Annotated in this window: 16 protein-coding genes and 1 pseudogene; 7 read left to right on the top strand and 10 right to left on the bottom strand. The window is 50.2% G+C overall.

The features are described 5' to 3' along the window. Window positions 1-136 precede the first annotated feature (136 nt). A complete protein-coding gene (locus tag OGX67_RS18020) occupies window positions 137-844 on the top strand; it encodes a CTP synthase C-terminal region-related (seleno)protein (protein WP_003846671.1) in 708 nt (235 codons plus the stop codon). A 36-nt stretch (window positions 845-880) separates the two neighbouring features. Here OGX67_RS18020 and OGX67_RS18015 read toward each other — a convergent pair whose 3' ends face one another. After that, entirely contained in the window at window positions 881-2,068 is a 1,188-nt protein-coding gene (locus tag OGX67_RS18015; RefSeq protein ID WP_257651412.1) for a CynX/NimT family MFS transporter, read from the bottom strand. Window positions 2,069-2,167: 99 nt separating this feature from the next. Between OGX67_RS18015 and OGX67_RS18010 the strand changes: the two are divergent. Beyond that, window positions 2,168-2,960, top strand: a pseudogene (locus OGX67_RS18010) (AraC family transcriptional regulator); the annotation flags it as partial. Here the strand turns inward: OGX67_RS18010 and OGX67_RS18005 are convergent. The 3 genes from OGX67_RS18005 to dgcJ form a co-directional block, all read right to left on the bottom strand. Next, complete coding sequence (locus OGX67_RS18005) at window positions 2,943-3,389, bottom strand: DUF441 domain-containing protein (protein WP_003832453.1); 447 nt, start codon at window positions 3,387-3,389, stop codon at window positions 2,943-2,945. The pseudogene OGX67_RS18010 and the gene OGX67_RS18005 overlap by 18 nt on opposite strands. Before the next feature lie 138 nt (window positions 3,390-3,527). After that, window positions 3,528-4,031, bottom strand: coding sequence for a YbaK/prolyl-tRNA synthetase associated domain-containing protein (locus tag OGX67_RS18000; RefSeq protein ID WP_003030712.1), 504 nt, complete (start codon window positions 4,029-4,031; stop codon window positions 3,528-3,530). Between the two features lie 43 nt (window positions 4,032-4,074). Continuing rightward, complete coding sequence (dgcJ, locus tag OGX67_RS17995; RefSeq protein WP_286526930.1) at window positions 4,075-5,565, bottom strand: diguanylate cyclase DgcJ; 1,491 nt, start codon at window positions 5,563-5,565, stop codon at window positions 4,075-4,077. A gap of 164 nt (window positions 5,566-5,729) precedes the next feature. Here dgcJ and OGX67_RS17990 point away from each other — a divergent pair, with 164 nt between their 5' ends. Beyond that, on the top strand, window positions 5,730-6,500 hold the full coding sequence (locus OGX67_RS17990) for a class I SAM-dependent methyltransferase (protein ID WP_257651414.1): 771 nt from the start codon (window positions 5,730-5,732) through the stop codon (window positions 6,498-6,500). A 65-nt stretch (window positions 6,501-6,565) separates the two neighbouring features. Here OGX67_RS17990 and OGX67_RS17985 read toward each other — a convergent pair whose 3' ends face one another. After that, window positions 6,566-7,849: a YeaH/YhbH family protein gene (locus OGX67_RS17985; RefSeq protein ID WP_003030708.1), complete on the bottom strand. Its 1,284-nt coding sequence runs from the start codon at window positions 7,847-7,849 to the stop codon at window positions 6,566-6,568. 121 nt (window positions 7,850-7,970) lie between these two features. Next, complete coding sequence (gene yeaG, locus OGX67_RS17980; protein ID WP_286526928.1) at window positions 7,971-9,905, bottom strand: protein kinase YeaG; 1,935 nt, start codon at window positions 9,903-9,905, stop codon at window positions 7,971-7,973. 433 nt (window positions 9,906-10,338) lie between these two features. Here yeaG and OGX67_RS17975 point away from each other — a divergent pair, with 433 nt between their 5' ends. Beyond that, window positions 10,339-11,085 carry a MipA/OmpV family protein gene (locus OGX67_RS17975; RefSeq protein ID WP_058842622.1) on the top strand — a complete coding sequence of 249 codons (747 nt, stop codon included), beginning with the start codon at window positions 10,339-10,341 and terminating at the stop codon, window positions 11,083-11,085. Window positions 11,086-11,245: 160 nt separating this feature from the next. Continuing rightward, window positions 11,246-12,100, top strand: coding sequence for an aldo/keto reductase (locus OGX67_RS17970; protein ID WP_286526926.1), 855 nt, complete (start codon window positions 11,246-11,248; stop codon window positions 12,098-12,100). A 105-nt stretch (window positions 12,101-12,205) separates the two neighbouring features. Here the strand turns inward: OGX67_RS17970 and OGX67_RS17965 are convergent, their stop codons facing one another. Together OGX67_RS17965 and gapA are read right to left on the bottom strand one after the other, a co-directional pair. Further along, a complete protein-coding gene (locus OGX67_RS17965; protein ID WP_003846660.1) occupies window positions 12,206-13,090 on the bottom strand; it encodes a D-hexose-6-phosphate mutarotase in 885 nt (294 codons plus the stop codon). 83 nt (window positions 13,091-13,173) lie between these two features. After that, window positions 13,174-14,169 (bottom strand): glyceraldehyde-3-phosphate dehydrogenase, encoded by a 996-nt coding sequence (gene gapA / locus OGX67_RS17960; RefSeq protein ID WP_003030697.1) that lies wholly within the window; start codon window positions 14,167-14,169, stop codon window positions 13,174-13,176. Window positions 14,170-14,510: 341 nt separating this feature from the next. Here gapA and msrB point away from each other — a divergent pair, with 341 nt between their 5' ends. Together msrB and OGX67_RS17950 are read left to right on the top strand one after the other, a co-directional pair. After that, window positions 14,511-14,924 (top strand): peptide-methionine (R)-S-oxide reductase MsrB, encoded by a 414-nt coding sequence (gene msrB / locus OGX67_RS17955; protein ID WP_003030695.1) that lies wholly within the window; start codon window positions 14,511-14,513, stop codon window positions 14,922-14,924. Window positions 14,925-14,966: 42 nt separating this feature from the next. After that, window positions 14,967-15,242: a YeaC family protein gene (locus OGX67_RS17950; RefSeq protein WP_003030693.1), complete on the top strand. Its 276-nt coding sequence runs from the start codon at window positions 14,967-14,969 to the stop codon at window positions 15,240-15,242. Between the two features lie 44 nt (window positions 15,243-15,286). Here the strand turns inward: OGX67_RS17950 and yajD are convergent, their stop codons facing one another. After that, window positions 15,287-15,631, bottom strand: a complete 345-nt coding sequence (gene yajD, locus OGX67_RS17945) for an HNH nuclease YajD (protein ID WP_003030690.1) — start codon at window positions 15,629-15,631, stop codon at window positions 15,287-15,289. A gap of 94 nt (window positions 15,632-15,725) precedes the next feature. After that, on the bottom strand, window positions 15,726-16,979 hold the full coding sequence (chiD, locus tag OGX67_RS17940) for a chitinase ChiD (RefSeq protein ID WP_257651415.1): 1,254 nt from the start codon (window positions 16,977-16,979) through the stop codon (window positions 15,726-15,728). Between the last annotated feature and the right edge of the window lie 271 nt (window positions 16,980-17,250).

Genomic DNA, 17,250 nt, shown 5'->3' with positions numbered 1-17,250 from the left:
TAAGATCGTAAAACGTGACCATTATAGCATTCCGCCAGCCTTGACTCCCAATTTAAGGGATTGTGATACCAACAAAAAATCGGTAGGCTGAGGCTCCTTATAGTGTCCCTCATTGTCTGGACATAAGGAAAGTTTAATGGAAATTTCCCCGATTAAAGATACGCTTCGCATTGCGCTGGTGGGCGATTACAACCCCGATATTGTGGCGCATCAGGCTATTCCTCTTGCCATTGATGATGCCGCTGCCGTCCTGGAATTAGTGGCTGATTATGACTGGCTAACCACATCTGATATCAGCAGCAGTGAGGACCTGGTAGGTTATGATGCCATTTGGGTCGTTCCAGGCAGTCCTTATCGCCACCTGGAAGGGGCGCTGATCGCGATACGCTATGCGCGTGAAAACAGCATCCCATTCCTGGGTACCTGTGGCGGCTTTCAACATGCCATTCTGGAGTATGCCCGCAACGTGCTGGGCTGGATCGACGCTGCCCACGCGGAGACGGACACCACGGGTCGGATGGTGATAGCACCGTTGACCTGCTCGCTGGTAGAAAAAACGGATGATATTGAGCTTCGGGCCAATACGCTGATTGCCAAAGCCTACGGGCGGGATGTTATCTCGGAGGGATATCACTGCAACTACGGCGTATCGGAAGATTTTGCCGCTGAGCTGGAGCGCGGCGATCTCCGTGTGACCGGTTGGGATGAGGCTGGTGATATTCGTGCCATTGAGCTGGTGACACATCCATTTTATGTCGGCACGCTCTTTCAGCATGAACGCGGAGCGCTGGCGGGAAAACCCGTACCTCTGGTTCAGGCGATGCTGCGCGCCGCGCGCGGATAAATATTGGGCAGGTTGTCCGCGAACCTGCCCTCTGCATTATGCGCTCGCGATCTCCCGATTGCGCCCCGCGCACAAACCAAACACCGCCATCAGCATCGCTAACACGGCGACACTCGTTAATGGAATCAGCCAACTACCGTTGAGGTCGTGAATTTTCCCCATCGGCGGTGGCCCGCAGGCGGCCAGTAAATATCCGACAGACTGTGCCATGCCGGAGAGAGCGGCAGCCTGATGCGCTGAGCTTGCGCGCAGGCCAATAAAGGTTAAGCCAAGGATCATCGTCGCGCCTGAACCAAAGCCAAACAGGATGGTCCATAGCAATGCCTGGTCGGGCATTATGGCGAATCCCGCCGCGCCGACAGCGCACATTAACGAAACCAGAGCGGCGATAGCGCGCTGATCCTTAAATCTGTTCAGGACGAGAGGGATCAATATTCCCGGCGCGGCAGTCGCCAGCTGCAGTAAACCATGCAACGAACCGGCCTGAGATTCACTGTAGCCATGACTAATTAAAATGGCGGGTAGCCAGCCGATGATGACGTAATAGACAAGGGAGTTGATCCCCAGAAACAGCGTTACTTGCCAGGCGAGGCCAGAGCGCCAGATCGCGCGGGAATGCAAGGCGCGGGAGTTACTCAGGCTGGCATGAGCGGTCTGGCGGCATTGGGGCAACCAGATAATCAGCGCCAGCAGCGGGAAGGCTATCAGCACCATCAACGCACCGCTCCAGCCAAATCCATTTAGTGCCAATGGAACCACAATAGCCGAGCCCAGTGCCGCCGCCGCGCCCATGGTCAGCGAGTATGCGCCAGTGAGTTTCGCCACATGCCGGGAAAAATCACGCTTAATCAATCCGGGTAACAGCACATTTCCCAACGCGATTCCGCAACCAATGATGGCGGTACCGCTAAACAGGAACCCTGACGAAGGCAGCGAACGAATCGCAATACCTACGCAAATCAACAGCATCGCGGCAAACAGGCTACGTTCGATGCCCCAGCGGCGCGCAACAGCGGCAGCCAGGGGGGATACCAGCGCGAAGGCCAGCAGCGGCAGGGTAGTCAGAAGCCCAGTCTGGGCGGTACTCAAGCCGTAGTCGGCGCGAATGGCATCCAGCAACGGGGCTGCGCCGGTAAAGGTGACGCGCAGTGTGGTGGCAATCATCAGGATCCCCGCGATCAGCAACGCTGCGTTTTTGCCACGGGAGGAAGGTGTAGTAATCATTTTTTTCTCATATCGTCAGGCGAGGCGATACTTTAGCGTTTTTACACTATGGATGAATCAAGCTAAAATGACAGATTATCGCTGAAATAGGACATTCTTATGTTGGGGCTGAGACTGGATGGATATGAGCCCGATTTGCACCACGATGCGGCGGTCGCATTTTGTATTCAGGCTCGGGAAGATGAACTTTTCAGTCCGCTGCATCAGCACCGTAAGGGGCAGTTGATCCTGGCGCTGCATGGCGCGATCACCTGTGAAGTTGAAAACGCTATGTGGATGGTGCCTCCGCAATATGCGGTGTGGATCCCTGGCGAAATTCCACACAGCAACCACGTTACCGTGGGCGCGCAATTGTGTTTTCTATTTATTGAGCCGCAGGCTGTCGTGATGCCTGAACGTTGCTGCACGCTGAAAATCGCCCCGTTATGTCGGGAACTCATTCTGGCGCTGGCGTCCAAATCGGATGCTCAGCGACTGGAGCCGGCAACTCAGCGGCTGACGCAAGTGTTGTTTGATGAACTCCCGCAGCAACCCCAGGAGCAGATGCAGTTACCGGTTTCCGATCACCCGAAAATTCGCAGAATGGTCGCAACGATGGCGAAAGAGCCTGCACAATGGCAGACGTTGGGACAATGGGCCAGCGTATTTGCGATGAGTGAACGTAACCTTGCTCGTCTGGTCGTCAAAGAAACGGGGTTGAGTTTTCGCCGCTGGCGTCACCAGCTCCAGCTGATTCTGGCGCTGCAGGCGTTGATCGATGGCCGCAATGTACAACAGGTCGCGCAAATGCTCGGGTACGATTCGACCACGGCATTTATCACTATGTTCAAAAAAGGCCTGGGGCAGACGCCAGGCCGTTATCTGAACGGGCTGGCTACTGCTTCCCAACAATCAACGAGACCAGGCCTGCCGCAATAAGCGGCCCCACCGGCACACCGCGAAACAGCGCCACGCCCAGTACCGTGCCCACCAGTAATCCGGCAACAAGCTGGGGCTGACTGCCCATGAGCGTAACGCCGCGTCCGCCGAGCCATGAGACAAATACCCCGACGGCAATAGCGACCAGTGATTTCCAGTTTACAAAGGAGTGGATGAGCGTGGAGGGCGGTAGCGTTCCGCTGGCGATCGGTGCCATGACGCCAATGGTCAGAATGATAATCCCGACGGTCAGGCCCTGTTTTTCAATCCAGGGGAAGAAAGTATTCAGAGGGGTAACACGGACAATGATCAGCACCAGAATTGAAACAGCGACAGTGGTGTTGTGGCTGACAAAGCCCAGAGCTGCCAGTCCGAGGAGGATCAGCAGAGTGACATCAAACATCGTAGTTTCCTTGCCAAAAGAAAAAATAAGCCTGCTTACTGTACGCGTAAATGCGTGACGGAACAGGCTTTTTTTAATGATTATGATTTTTTTTGGGCTAACGCACGATGCGACGTTTTTTACTGCTAACGCAGACCATTATTGTTCGCGGCGGAAAGGGATTAATTCAGGTTGCGCGATACGCAGGTAATCTGCGGTATCCATGATCACGGATTTTTCCAGCAACCCGGCATTAAACGCAATTTCATGAAAACGCTCAAACAATAGCGGGTCAGCGACCAGCTTGAGATTAGGATGAAAACTGAACGGTGGGATAGCGCCAAATACGCAGCCAGTCAGTTCATCTACCTCCGCCGGGCTGGCAAGAGACGCTCTCAACCCGCCAATATGGCTGGCTAACCGGCTCAGGTCGGCCTGCTGATCGGCAGAGAGGATCGCCAGAACATGCTGATTGACGCCGTTGCCTTTTACTTTGCAGACCAGCGCTTTTGCTCCCTGGCCCAGTGCGGTACCACGAATTTCAGAAACTGCCTCACATTTGCCGACGGCTTCATGGCTTACCACGCGGTACGTTGCGCCTTGCTCTGACAACAGCGAAATTAAACGCTGATGCGTTGCGTTACCTTTGTTCACTTCCGTCATGACTTACTCCTGGTACAACAATGAAAATCCTGCAGAAAAATAATCACGCACCGGCGTGTTTTTTCTGTTTGTTCAGATAGAGCTGTGCATCAGATGCTTTGTAAGCATCATCAATAGTGTCGTTCGGCTGCATATTATAAACCCCGGCGGAGAAGCTGATGGATATATCATGCGCAATAATTTGTAAGTTATAGCGAATTCTCTCCAGCAGGCGGGGCGTTAAATCACTGGGGTGGTCGATGAGGATAATACAAAACTCATCGCCGCCGAGGCGGATGGCGTAGTCGCTTTTGCGAATAGAGCTTTGAATGGCTTTGGCCAGATGAGTGATAATCCGATCGCCTTCTTTATGCCCTAACGTGTCATTGATGACTTTCAGTTTATCGCAGTCGATGGCGATAAAGGTGACGAGCGTTCCCGTGTTCACCAACTGTTGCAAACGCTGCTCAAGCGCCTGCGTTAAAATTTTACGGTTGTAGAGCCCGGTCATCGCATCACTGACATTTTCCCGCGTGACGTTGTGATACAGCCGAAAATGCGTTCTGACCATATTCAGCAGTAATATCGTTGCCAGTAAATAGAATGCGAATATCTTCCAGGACGAGACAATAAAATACATAACATCGAGTGAGAGTGTGATGCGTATACCACCGGGTATGTCCTTCTCATAGTGAACATAGCGGAACAGATCGGTTTCACTTTTATGAACGAGAATCTCTTTACCGGAGCTGGTATCCGAGACCGTTACATTAAGATAGCGCCAGACGAGAGGGCGGTCGCTGGTATAGAAAATATTCTGTAAATTCTCTTTATTAATATCTACCATCACCACACCTTTTAACTTACCGGTGTAGTAGACCGGTGTTAAAAAGCTCATCACTTTTTTCTCGGTCAGGTTATCTTCATAAATACTGGAAATCACCGTGCGGCCGGTGAAAATACCATCAATATCATTTTGGTCGATTCCCAGCGTACCTTTTTGCAAAAACGACCAGTTGTGTATCGCAAATTTCCGCGAGTCGATCAAATCATAGAAATAGACATAGTTATTTTTGAGATCGACGTAATATCGAAATTTATACTCTAACGTCCCTAATCCCTGACCGTAATCTTTCTGCTGACGATTAACATTGACCGCCCGGTCAAAAGAAGGCAGCAGAAAAATGTCATCAAGCTGTTCACCACATTTTGTTGAGGTGGTCTGCAACGTACCGTGCAATGGCAGATAGTTGTGCTTAGTAAGGTTGAGCCCATGAGCGCCGTTAACGCTGTCGAAAGCGGTGCAAAGTGCTTTTTGCTGTTCGAGAGAGGCTGGCTCCTGGGGGGACGAAAATGTGCGCATCAGATGGGCTGCGATGCTTTGATTTGTGTACTTATCATAGAGAAACGATGAGTCGGCTTTCTCATTGATATAGCGCATGTACGCATTCGTTGCTTTATCGCTGGCAATGAGCTCATAAACCAAAAAAGAAGACGTCAAAACAATTACGCTGACGGAGATAAAGAGCCTGAGCGCTTTATGATGCAATTTCATAATGATTTACAGCCCTGTAAGTCTGATAATTCAGTCTATCACACGGCATACATCCGCTCTAACGCTACGGGCAAGGACATTTTGTAATAAAAATCATTCGCGCGCTTCACCTTTAACTCTTAATGTTGTATTTATAATGCAACTTATAAAAAGGAGACAGGCCAATGAGCGCGACTGAAAAAGCGGGTCATACATTTTTAGCCAGCCTGGGCAAAACCCGTCTGCGTCCGGGCGGCGTTGAAGCAACAGAATGGTTGTTTAGCCAGTCACAGCTGACGCCCGGCAGCCAGGTGCTTGAAGTGGCGTGCAACATGGCCACGACGGCGATAGAGTTAGTTCAACGCTATGGCTGTAAGGTATACGCCATTGATATGGATAAAACCGCACTGTCAAACGCAAGGAATAACGTGGCGGAAAATGGTCTGGAAAATCACATTCATGTGATGGCGGCAAACGCCAACACTCTTCCTTTTGCGGATAACAGTTTCGATGTTGTGATTAACGAAGCCATGCTGACAATGTATGCCGATAAAGCGAAGGCGAAGTTAATTGCCGAATATTATCGCGTGTTGAAGCCCGGTGGGCGCCTGCTCACCCACGATATTATGTTCACCACCCAAAAACTGGGCGCGGGCGATCAGGGCCTGCTTGTCGATGTGGTGAAATCAAACGTTAGCCCAATGACCAGACAAGGCTGGCGTGATTTGTTTCTTAACTGCGGGTTCGAACAGGTTTTGCAGAAGAATGGCAACATGTCGCTGATGTCACCGCGCGGATTAATTCGTGATGAAGGGCTTACAGGGGCAGTTAAAATTGTGTTTAACGGCTTACGCACGAGCGAAAATCGTCGTCGGTTCCTGAAAATGTTTCGCTTCTTCCGTTCGCAACGTCATCAGCTAAACTACATTGCCTGCTGCTCTGTTAAGGGAAAATAAAAACAGGATGGGGCACTATTTATAAAATCAGTCAGCACATCTACGCGCTGACTGATTTGTTTAGGTTAATTGTTACTGGTCGTACTTTGCTTATGAAACAGTTCGCGAAATACCGGGTAAATATCATCCTGGTCGCGGATATGCTGCATCGCAAAGTTATCAAAGGTTGATTGCAGATGTTCGTATTCACGCCATAAGGTTTGGTGGGCGCGGCGAGTGATTTCGATATAGCTGTAATAGCGTACCACTGGCAGCAGCTTTTTCGCCAAAATCTCATGACACAGCGGTGAATCATCTGCCCAGTTATCACCGTCCGATGCCTGTGCAGCATAGATGTTCCACTGGGCAGGGTTGTAGCGATCTTTCACCACTTCATCCATTAACTTCAGTGCACTGGAGACAATGGTCCCCCCGGTTTCCTGAGAGTAGAAGAACTCATGTTCATCCACTTCTTTCGCCTGGGTATGGTGGCGAATATAAACCACCTCCACGTTCTTATAGGTCCGGCTTAAGAACAGATACAGCAGGATATAAAAACGTTTAGCCATATCTTTGGTCGACTGATCCATCGAACCAGAGACGTCCATCAGGCAGAACATCACCGCCTGGCTGGAAGGGTCGGGGCGTTTTTCATAATTTTTGTAGCGTAAATCAAAGGTGTCGATAAATGGCACGCGTTCGATTTTTGCCCGCAGTTCGGCAATCTCTTTGCGTAACCGTTCCTCTTCCAGCAACTGCGCTGGTTCGCTTTTCGCGATGGTTTCCAGATCCGCTTCGAGAGCATGCAGTTCGCGACGCTTACCCGCTGTCATCGCCGTACGGCGCGCCAGTGAGTTTTGCAGGGATCGCACCACGCTAATGTTGGCAGGCACACCGTTAGAGGTAAAACCTGCCCGGTGTGTTTTATACTCCGTTAACTGACGCTGCTGATTCTGCTTCAGGTTAGGAAGTGCTAAATCTTCGAACAACAGATCAAGATATTCATCTTTAGAGATCTGAAAGACGAACTCATCCTGACCCTCACCATCCTGGCTGGCCTGGCCTTGTCCACTTCCTGAACCGCCACCGCCGCCCTGTGGGCGTTCAATGCGGTCATTCTGCACAAAATGGTCGTTACCCGGATGTACGCGATGGCGCAGACCACCACGTCCCTGATGAAACATTGGTTCGCTAATATCATCAGTCGGAATAGAGACAGATTCGCCGCTATCCACATCAGTCACCGAACGCTTGTTAATGGCCTCGGAGATCGACTGTTTAATTTGCGATTTATAACGGCGTAAGAAGCGCTGGCGGTTTACCGTGCTCTTGTTTTTGCCGTTAAGACGCCGGTCAATAAACCAGGTCATAAGCCCCCCGTACTGCCAACTGTTCGCCATGTCTGTAAGTGCCGGATGGCGCTGACGCTATCCGGCCTACTGAACATTGTTTTGCAAGCCCGGTAAGCGCATGCGCCACCGGGCACTTATGTTAAGACGATTTACGTACGCGCAAATACCATTCGCACAGTAAACGCACTTGTTTACGCGTGTAGCCTTTTTCCATCATACGGTCGACAAAATCGTCGTGTTTTTTCTGCTCGTCAGTCGAGGTTTTAGCATTGAACGAAATGACCGGCAGCAGCTCCTCGGTATTGGAGAACATTTTCTTCTCAATAACCGTGCGTAGTTTTTCGTAACTGGTCCAGTTTGGATTGCGACCGCTGTTATTCGCTCTGGCACGCAGAACAAAGTTGACGATCTCGTTACGGAAATCTTTCGGGTTACTGATACCCGCCGGCTTCTCAATTTTCTCCAGTTCTGAGTTCAGTGACTCGCGATCAAACAGCTGACCGGTATCTGGATCGCGATACTCCTGATCCTGAATCCAGAAATCCGCATAAGTGACATAACGGTCGAAAATGTTCTGTCCGTATTCGGAATAGGATTCGAGATAAGCTGTCTGGATCTCCTTGCCGATGAATTCAGCATATTTCGGGATCAGATAGCCTTTCAGGAACTCGAGATAACGCTCAGCTTGCTCCTGCGGGAACTGTTCACGCTCGATTTGCTGCTCCAGTACGTAGAACAGATGAACCGGGTTAGCTGCCACTTCAGCATGGTCAAAGTTAAAGACGCGAGATAGGATCTTAAACGCGAAACGCGTGGACAGACCGTTCATTCCCTCATCAACCCCGGCGTAATCCCTGTACTCCTGATAGGATTTCGCTTTTGGATCGGTATCTTTCAGGCTTTCGCCATCGTAAACGCGCATCTTCGAGTAAATGCTCGAGTTCTCAGGTTCTTTCAGGCGAGAAAGAATGGTAAAGCGAGAGAGCGTTTCCAACGTGCCCGGTGCGCAAGGCGCATGGGTCAGCTCACTGTGGTTAAGCAGTTTTTCGTAAATTTTGATCTCTTCAGAGATCCGCAGGCAATAAGGCACTTTGACGATGTAAACACGGTCAAGGAACGCCTCATTGTTTTTGTTATTACGGAACGTTACCCATTCAGACTCGTTCGAGTGGGCAAGAATAATCCCGTTAAACGGCAGGGCGGAGATACCTTCTGTCCCGTTGTAGTTTCCTTCCTGGGTGGCGGTCAGCAGAGGATGCAGCACTTTAATCGGTGCTTTAAACATCTCAACGAACTCCATAATCCCCTGGTTTGAGCGGCACAGTGCGCCCGAATAACCGTAGGCATCAGGATCGTTCTGGGCGTGGTGTTCGAGTTTACGAATATCCACTTTCCCGACCAGCGCAGAAATATCCTGGTTGTTTTCATCACCAGGCTCCGTTTTAGCGATAGCGATCTGCTCCAGAATAGACGGCCAGACTTTGACGACGCGGAATTTTGTAATGTCCCCGCCAAAATCATGCAGACGTTTAGCAGCCCACGGCGACATGATCGTACCGAGATAACGACGCGGGATCCCATACTCTTTTTCCAGGATCTGCGCGTCTTCCTGCGGATTAAACAGGCATAACGGATGATCGTTGACCGGGCTACGTTCGCCATTGGCGCTCAGGACATAAATCGGTACTCGTTGCATCAGCGACTTCAGCCGCTCAGCAAGAGATGATTTCCCCCCTCCCACAGGCCCCAGCAGATACAGAATCTGCTTCTTCTCTTCCAGACCTTGAGCCGCATGCTTCAAATAAGAAACAATCTGCTCAATGGCGTCTTCCATGCCGTAAAACTCTTCAAAAGCGGGATAGCATGCAATTACCCGATTCGAAAAGAGTCGAGAAAGTCGAGGTTCATGGGCAGTGTCAACCATGACAGGCTCACCAATAGCCATTAATAGCCGCTCTGCCGCGTTGGCATAAGCACTGCGATCTTGCCGACAAGTGGTAAGAAACTCCTGCAGCGTGAACTCTTCGTCCTTGGCAGCTTCATAACGCTGGCGATAGTGATCGAATATATTCATGGTATGCCGTCCTTTCGTTTTTTAGCACATGTTAAGAGCCGTTCATATGAATAGTAGAGGCCCCTGAAGAGGTAAACTGAACGACGTCGCTGCTGAAGAAATAAGCAACTCTCATGCCATTTTAGTGGTCAGGAGATCAACGTATTCGGTGATACACCTTCTAAAATTAAGCGTAGATGGCATTTGCAAAACTTGCCTGTGTGCGCAAATGAATTTCAATGGCATATCAATAACTCATCAGCAAAAAAAGCACATCTTATGTAAAGAATTGGAGCGGGATTCATGTGGTGTTCACCGTGCTGCAAGCAAAATGTCATCACTCGCTGAGAAATTAGGGGGTTACATTCTGGGGCGAATACGTAAAATAGTTGGGCTGAAGCGTATTGGCGGTTACACTTTGACCGCTACACATTTGAATAAGGAATTATGGATTGTGACCAAACTCAAACTTCTGGCACTTGGCGTCCTTGCCGCAACCGCAGTTAGCACCGCACAGGCGGAAAGTCAGTGGACTGTTGGCGCGGGTGTCGGTGTGATTAACAGCCCGTACAAACAGTATGACCGCGATGTTTACCCTGTTCCGGTTGTCACCTATGAAGGCGATAATGTGTGGTTCCACGGCTTGGGTGGCGGTTACTATTTGTGGAATGATACGGCAGATAAGCTTTCCATCATGGCGTACTATGATCCGACGCATTTCAAGCCGGGTGATAGCGATAGCCATGCTTTACGCCAACTCGACAAGCGTAAAAGCAGCTTGATGGCTGGCCTATCATATGTACATAACACCCAGTATGGTTTCCTGCGTACCGCACTGGCGGGTGATACCCTGGATAACAGCAACGGCTTTATCTGGGATCTGGCCTGGCTCTACCGTTACACCAATGGTGGTCTGACCCTGACGCCGGGTATCGGTGTGCAGTACAGCAGCGAAAACTACAACGACTACTATTATGGTGTGTCCAATCACGAGTCTCGCCGCAGTGGTCTGAATAGCTACAACGCTGACGATGGATGGGATCCGTACCTGGAGTTGACCGCGAGCTATAACTTCCTTGGCAACTGGAACGTGTACGGCACTGGCCGTTATGTGCGTTTGAGTGATGAAGTGAAAGACAGCCCGATGGTCGATAAGTCCTGGTCTGGCATCTTCTCGGTAGGTGTGACCTACAAGTTCTGATACTACTCGGTGTCAAACTCAAGCCCGCGCGATATGCGGGCTTTTTTACGTCATTAAAATTAAGACAACCCCCAGATCATGATGGTGCAATTTGTGCACCCTAACAGGACACATGCACGTTGTTTTGCTTTACTGTGGTGCATTAACACAGGAGGGTGCGATGACAGCGAAACAGGTGACGTTTACAGACCAGGTATCGCTTCCTGCTATTGGGCAGGGAACATGGTACATTGGCGAGGATCCAAGCCGACGCCGGGATGAAGTGTCTGCGCTGCAGGCCGGACTGGATCTCGGTCTGCGATTGATTGATACCGCAGAAATGTACGCTGATGGTGCAGCGGAAGAGGTGGTGGGTGAAGCATTAATGGGACGGCGTGATAGCGCTTTTTTAGTCTCGAAAGTTTACCCATGGAATGCCGGTGGACAGAAAGCCATTGCCGCCTGCGAAGCCAGCCTGCGTCGACTGAAAACTGATTATCTGGATCTCTATTTGCTGCACTGGATGGGCGATTTTTCATTTGCAGAGACCGTCGATGCCATGGAAACACTGATTGCGCAGGGGAAAATCCGCCGTTGGGGCGTCTCAAATCTCGATTATGATGATATGCAGGCGTTATGGCAGGTACCCGGTGGACGGGAGTGTGCAACTAACCAGGTGCTTTATCATTTAGCCTCGCGCGGTATTGAATATGATTTACTGCCGTGGTGCCAGCAGCAGCAGATGCCGGTCATGGCATACAGTCCGCTGGCCCAGGCGGGACGGCTGCGTGGCGATTTGCTTTCTAATTCCGTGGTGAATGACATTGCGCGCGTGCACAATGTTAGTGCTGCACAGATTTTGCTGGCGTGGGTGATTCGTCAGTCGGGTGTAATAGCAATTCCGAAAGCCGCAAGCGTAGCGCATGTCGAACAAAATGCCGCCGCGCTGGAGATAACGCTCTCTGTGGATGAGCTGAAGCAGTTAGATAAGGTGTATCCGGCGCCAAAAGGTAAAACAGCGCTGGATATGGCCTGATTTGCCAAATGACGATGCTCACGCAGCTTATCAGGCCAACGGCTGTGTGTGGTTTGTAGGCCGGATAAGGCGTTAGCCGCATCCGGCATGATGCGCAGAGTTGTCTTAGCGTTTAGCAACACGAATAGTCTGCGCGAGGCGAGATGGTTTTTCTTCGGTGGTTTTCTGCGGAGCGGTCGCGTAAGCCGTTTCTACACAAACAAACGTTTTGTAGCCATCATCCGGCATGTCGCCCATACTGACGGACAGCGCCGGGCCAGGGTTCCAGCCCACGACATTCAGGTGGTGGTGGTGGACAACGTCGATATTGCGATTCAACGCATCATCATGAATCACGCTGCACGCTTCCGGATTCAGATAGACACGATCGGTGCGGTCCGGAAAGGTCTGGATACCATCAGCCAGCACATCTTCTTTAGCATCATTCACTTTATCGATCAGGCGATCGCCGAGACCACTAACTTTCACTGCCGCAATGTCACCAACGTTGAAATAGGTATGCAGTGCCGAGGTGGTTTCAAACTCACCGTGAGCTTCCAGCTCCATCTCACAGGTGGCTCCCACTTTGAAACGGGCCAGCAGGCAAAACTCGTGCGGCCAAAGCTGACGCGTTTCGGCATTGCTCTGCAGTTCAAACGTCAACACCACGCCATTGTCGTCTTCGTTGTGCGCTTTCAGCGTCCATGGCAAGTTACGGGCAAAACCATGCGAAGGCAGGCCCTGCTGAGCAGCCGGACCAAACCACGGCCAGCAAATTGGTACGCCGCCACGCAGCGCTACGCCGGTTTTAAACGGGGTATTGTTGCTTAACCACAGGACTTCCTCTTCGCCGTTTGGTTTCCAGGAAAGAAGATGTGCGCCCTGTAGCGCGAAAGACGCTTTAACCTGGGGGTGATCGACAACAAGAACCTCAAGCTCATCAAGCTGACGGCGGGAGAGGACAGGGGTAAGCTGTTCAATGACCGGGAGAGCGAAAATTTTGTTAATCATGATGCAATCCTTGGTATGTGAATATTTTGGTCATAAAAAAAGGCGACCGAAGTCGCCTTTTTGGATCAGATACTCATCTCAACTTATTTGGAGATGTGAGCAATCAGGTCCAGAACTTTGTTAGAGTAGCCGGTTTCGTTGTCGTACCAGGATACCAGTTTCACGAAGTTGTCGTTCAGTGCGATACCAGCTTTAGCATCGAACACGGAAGTGCAAACTTCACCGTTGAAATCGGTAGATACTACGTCGTCTTCGGTGTAACCCAGAACGCCTTTCATCGGGCCTTCGGAAGCAGCTTTGATTGCTTTCTTAATTTCTTCGTAAGAAGCAGCTTTTTCCAGACGAACGGTCAGGTCAACAACGGATACGTTCGGGGTAGGAACGCGGAACGCCATACCAGTCAGTTTGCCGTTCAGTTCTGGCAGTACTTTACCTACAGCTTTAGCAGCACCGGTAGAGGACGGGATGATGTTCTGGGATGCGCCGCGGCCGCCGCGCCAGTCTTTGTGAGACGGGCCATCAACGGTTTTCTGAGTAGCGGTGGTCGCGTGAACAGTAGTCATCAGACCTTCGATGATGCCGAAGTTGTCGTTGATAACTTTAGCCAGCGGAGCCAGGCAGTTAGTGGTGCAGGATGCGTTAGAAACGATGTCCTGACCTTCGTATTTGTCAAAGTTAGCGCCTTTAACAAACATCGGAGTGTTATCTTTGGACGGACCAGTCAGAACCACTTTTTTCGCGCCAGCAGTGATGTGCTTACGAGCGGTTTCATCTGTCAGGAACAGGCCAGTAGCTTCAGCTACTACGTCAACACCAACTTCGTCCCATTTCAGGTTAGCCGGATCACGTTCAGCGGTAACACGGATTTTTTTACCGTTTACGATCAGATGACCGTCTTTCACTTCAACGGTACCGTTGAAACGGCCGTGAGTGGAGTCATATTTCAGCATGTAAGCCATGTAGTCAGCGTCTAACAGGTCGTTGATTGCAACGATCTCGATGTCAGAGCGTTCTTGAGCAGCACGGAAAACAATGCGACCGATACGGCCAAAACCGTTGATACCTACTTTGATAGTCATATATTCCACCAGCTATTTGTTAGTGAATAAAAGGTTGCCTGTAAAATTACAAAAACCTTACGCAGCGTCAAGCGGAATCGTGTCAATCATTGCGACAAATCAATCTGCTGCCTAAGCTTTGTGCAACTGACTCGCCTCACTCTTCCTTTGGGCTTGAAACCACATGGGGTCGGCGGCCCGAATTTTAAAGGGCAATCAAGATAAAAAAGTGATTCTGATCACGAATTGCAGGCTGCCATTTCGCAAGGATCAAGTTTAGAACAAAAGTTCGCACTCCGGTGTTAATGTTTTGTTAGAATCTGTCTCGCGATGTGAGTTTAGATAAAGCGAGATGTGAGCAAATGGCTAATCAACCTTCTCCAGAAGAACTGAAAAAAAATTTAACCGAAATGCAGTTCTACGTGACGCAGAATCACGGGACAGAACCGCCATTTACCGGGCGTTTGCTGCATAACAAGCGTGACGGCATCTACCACTGTCTGATCTGCGATAAACCGCTATTTCGTTCCGAGACAAAATATGACTCTGGCTGCGGCTGGCCCAGCTTTTACGAGCCTGTCAGCGATGAGGCTATCCATTACATAAAAGATACGTCACACGGCATGCAGCGCATAGAAATCCGCTGCGGAAACTGTGATGCGCACCTGGGACACGTCTTCCCGGATGGTCCGAAACCTACCGGTGAACGGTACTGCGTTAACTCAGCGTCTTTGAACTTCACCGATAGTGAAAACGGTGAGCAAACCAAGGGTTGAAGAAACGATTCAGCAAATTATTCTACGGAGAGTGGATTTAACATGAATCTTGATGAGATGATCAACAGTATGACGCCGGAAGTTTATCAGCGCTTATCGACTGCCGTTGAACTCGGAAAATGGCCGGATGGCGTAGCGCTAACGGCAGAACAAAAAGAGAACAGCTTACAGCTGGTAATGTTATGGCAGGCGCGAAACAATATTGACGCACAGCATATGACGATTGATACCAACGGTGAGATGGTGATGAAGAGCAAGCAGCAGTTGAAGGTTGAGTTTGGTATTACGCCCGAACCGATTGCGACGTTTAAATCCTGATTAACCTGGCCCGGCAAACATCGGTGTCGGGCCCGCAGTTGCTGTTATTTCTTGTTCATCATCGCCTTCAGGTCGGCAAACGGATTGTATTTCGCCTCGCCGACGTCTTTCTGCGCATCTTCCCCTGCCACTACGGTAGAACCATACTGATCCACCTCAGTGTATTTCGAATGCTCATGATCGTGACAGTACAGGCATAACATCTCCCAGTTGCTACCGTCTTCCGGGTTATTGGAGTGATCGTGATCGATGTGATGTACTGTCAGCTCGCGCAAATTTGAATACACGAACTCACGGGAACAACGTCCACAAACCCAAGGGAAGAGCTTTAGCGCCTTTTCCCGATATCCGACTTCCAGACGGGCGTAATTTTTAGGGATAAAAGCCATAAAAGCGCATGCCTCCAGTAGAAAATGAAGAGCTGCGCCAAAGGTTGACGCAGCAGAATGGGCTAATCATAACCTATTGTGCCAGGCGTTGGGATCAGTGTTTGATGCCTAACGAATCGGCTAACTGCTTCGCCAACTGGTTTTGGTCATCTGCACCGTATTCCCAGAACATGGCGCCTCCCAATCCTTTACTTTTGATGTAGTCGGCTTTGATCGCCACCGAACGCGGATTTTCATAGGAGAGGGCAAAAAGTGCTTTTCCATCTGCAGACTGCACCGACAGCCACGGCACTTTCGCTTCATCATCCCAATGTTGGCTAAAGCGTTTTTGCGGATCGTTGATCAACTTCGCCACGATATCGTTGTACTTCACGTAGGTATCTTTGCTCAGGTCGACGCCCAGTGATTTGAACAACTCAATTTGCGCAGGCTCGAAATAGGGCTGGGTAACAGGATTTTTCTGCGCGTCAGGTTTGCTCCAGTCAATGCCTGGTTCAACGGCGCGTTTTGGTACGCGTCCATAAAAGCCAATGCCCAGATTCATTTGGCTCGGTTTCAGACCGGCAGCAAGATAGTTACTGACCACAAAATCGGCGCTGTACTTATCCGCCGCGGCGACCGTCGGCCATTGCGTCGAATCATACAGGTTCGAGTTAAAATACTGGGTGCCGTAAGCCATGTCATAGGTCATCAGGTTGATGTAGTCGAGCGATGGTGCAATGGCTTTTACATCCACCCAGCTTTTCGGACTTTCTGCATTTGCGCCCACGGCGATGGTCAGCAGTTTTTTATGCCCCAATGCGGCCCGCAGTTCTGCAAGCAGCGCGGTAAAGTTAGCGCGGTCAGCCGGTTGGCTTTCGACCAGTCCCCAGGCTCCGTTAACCGGATATTCCCAGTCGAGGTCGATGCCATCCAGACCATATTTCGCAATTATCTCTTGCGCAGACTGAATAAACACTGCGCGCGTATCCTTCGTTGCCGCCGCACCAGAGAATCCACGCGCTCCCCAGCCGCCGACGGAAAGTAACACTTTCAGGTTTGGATTTTGTTTACGCAGCTGTGGAATTTTCAGCAAATCATCCTGCACTTTCTGTGAAAGCCAAATTTGATGCAGTTTGCTGGCGTCTTTTAAGGCGTCATTGGTCTCGTCTTTTTCGTTGTTGTAGACAAGGCCAAACGAATAGTTGAGATGGGTTATCTGGCGAACATCCAGTTTATTGATGTCGCCGCCAGGACCGGCAGTGACGTCGCCACCGCCATTAAAGTAGCCAACTGACATCAGTGTATTGGCGGAAACAACGCTGGCGCAGAGCAGGGGTAATGCTGCCAACAAAGGCAATAGTTTCATCGGTGTTCCTCTTTGACATTTAAACAAGTAAACACGCCACGGAAATGGCGTGGCGAAAAAAACAGCATCCGCAGGTTAACAGTTTCATAACAGGAAAAATGCGAAGGGGTTCACGCCATTTTAGCGAAGCGGCTGCCAGGTTCACTTGGTTTTCAATTCATCTTTGCATTTATTTGTGATCTTGGTTGTGAAATGCAGATAATAATCTGTGTTTTAAAGATTTGATGTTGACCTCAAAAATTATATGGATAAGTATGATTGTCACTGATGC

The sequence above is a fragment of the Citrobacter sp. Cf118 genome, assembly GCF_030334095.1.
GTDB classification, from domain to species: Bacteria; Pseudomonadota; Gammaproteobacteria; order Enterobacterales; family Enterobacteriaceae; genus Citrobacter; species Citrobacter freundii.
This window is presented reverse-complemented; position numbering and strand designations above follow the sequence as displayed.

Bases quoted from the DNA above. Each gene is read 5' to 3' on its own strand.
- OGX67_RS18020 (WP_003846671.1), top strand. From the start codon at position 137: ATGGAAATTTCCCCGATTAAAGATACGCTTCGCATTGCGCTGGTGGGC.
- OGX67_RS18015 (WP_257651412.1), bottom strand. From the start codon at position 2,068: ATGATTACTACACCTTCCTCCCGTGGCAAAAACGCAGCGTTGCTGATC.
- OGX67_RS18005 (WP_003832453.1), bottom strand. From the start codon at position 3,389: ATGTTTGATGTCACTCTGCTGATCCTCCTCGGACTGGCAGCTCTGGGC.
- OGX67_RS18000 (WP_003030712.1), bottom strand. From the start codon at position 4,031: ATGACGGAAGTGAACAAAGGTAACGCAACGCATCAGCGTTTAATTTCG.
- dgcJ (WP_286526930.1), bottom strand. From the start codon at position 5,565: ATGAAATTGCATCATAAAGCGCTCAGGCTCTTTATCTCCGTCAGCGTA.
- OGX67_RS17990 (WP_257651414.1), top strand. From the start codon at position 5,730: ATGAGCGCGACTGAAAAAGCGGGTCATACATTTTTAGCCAGCCTGGGC.
- OGX67_RS17985 (WP_003030708.1), bottom strand. From the start codon at position 7,849: ATGACCTGGTTTATTGACCGGCGTCTTAACGGCAAAAACAAGAGCACG.
- yeaG (WP_286526928.1), bottom strand. From the start codon at position 9,905: ATGAATATATTCGATCACTATCGCCAGCGTTATGAAGCTGCCAAGGAC.
- OGX67_RS17970 (WP_286526926.1), top strand. From the start codon at position 11,246: ATGACAGCGAAACAGGTGACGTTTACAGACCAGGTATCGCTTCCTGCT.
- OGX67_RS17965 (WP_003846660.1), bottom strand. From the start codon at position 13,090: ATGATTAACAAAATTTTCGCTCTCCCGGTCATTGAACAGCTTACCCCT.
- gapA (WP_003030697.1), bottom strand. From the start codon at position 14,169: ATGACTATCAAAGTAGGTATCAACGGTTTTGGCCGTATCGGTCGCATT.
- msrB (WP_003030695.1), top strand. From the start codon at position 14,511: ATGGCTAATCAACCTTCTCCAGAAGAACTGAAAAAAAATTTAACCGAA.
- OGX67_RS17950 (WP_003030693.1), top strand. From the start codon at position 14,967: ATGAATCTTGATGAGATGATCAACAGTATGACGCCGGAAGTTTATCAG.
- yajD (WP_003030690.1), bottom strand. From the start codon at position 15,631: ATGGCTTTTATCCCTAAAAATTACGCCCGTCTGGAAGTCGGATATCGG.
- chiD (WP_257651415.1), bottom strand. From the start codon at position 16,979: ATGAAACTATTGCCTTTGTTGGCAGCATTACCCCTGCTCTGCGCCAGC.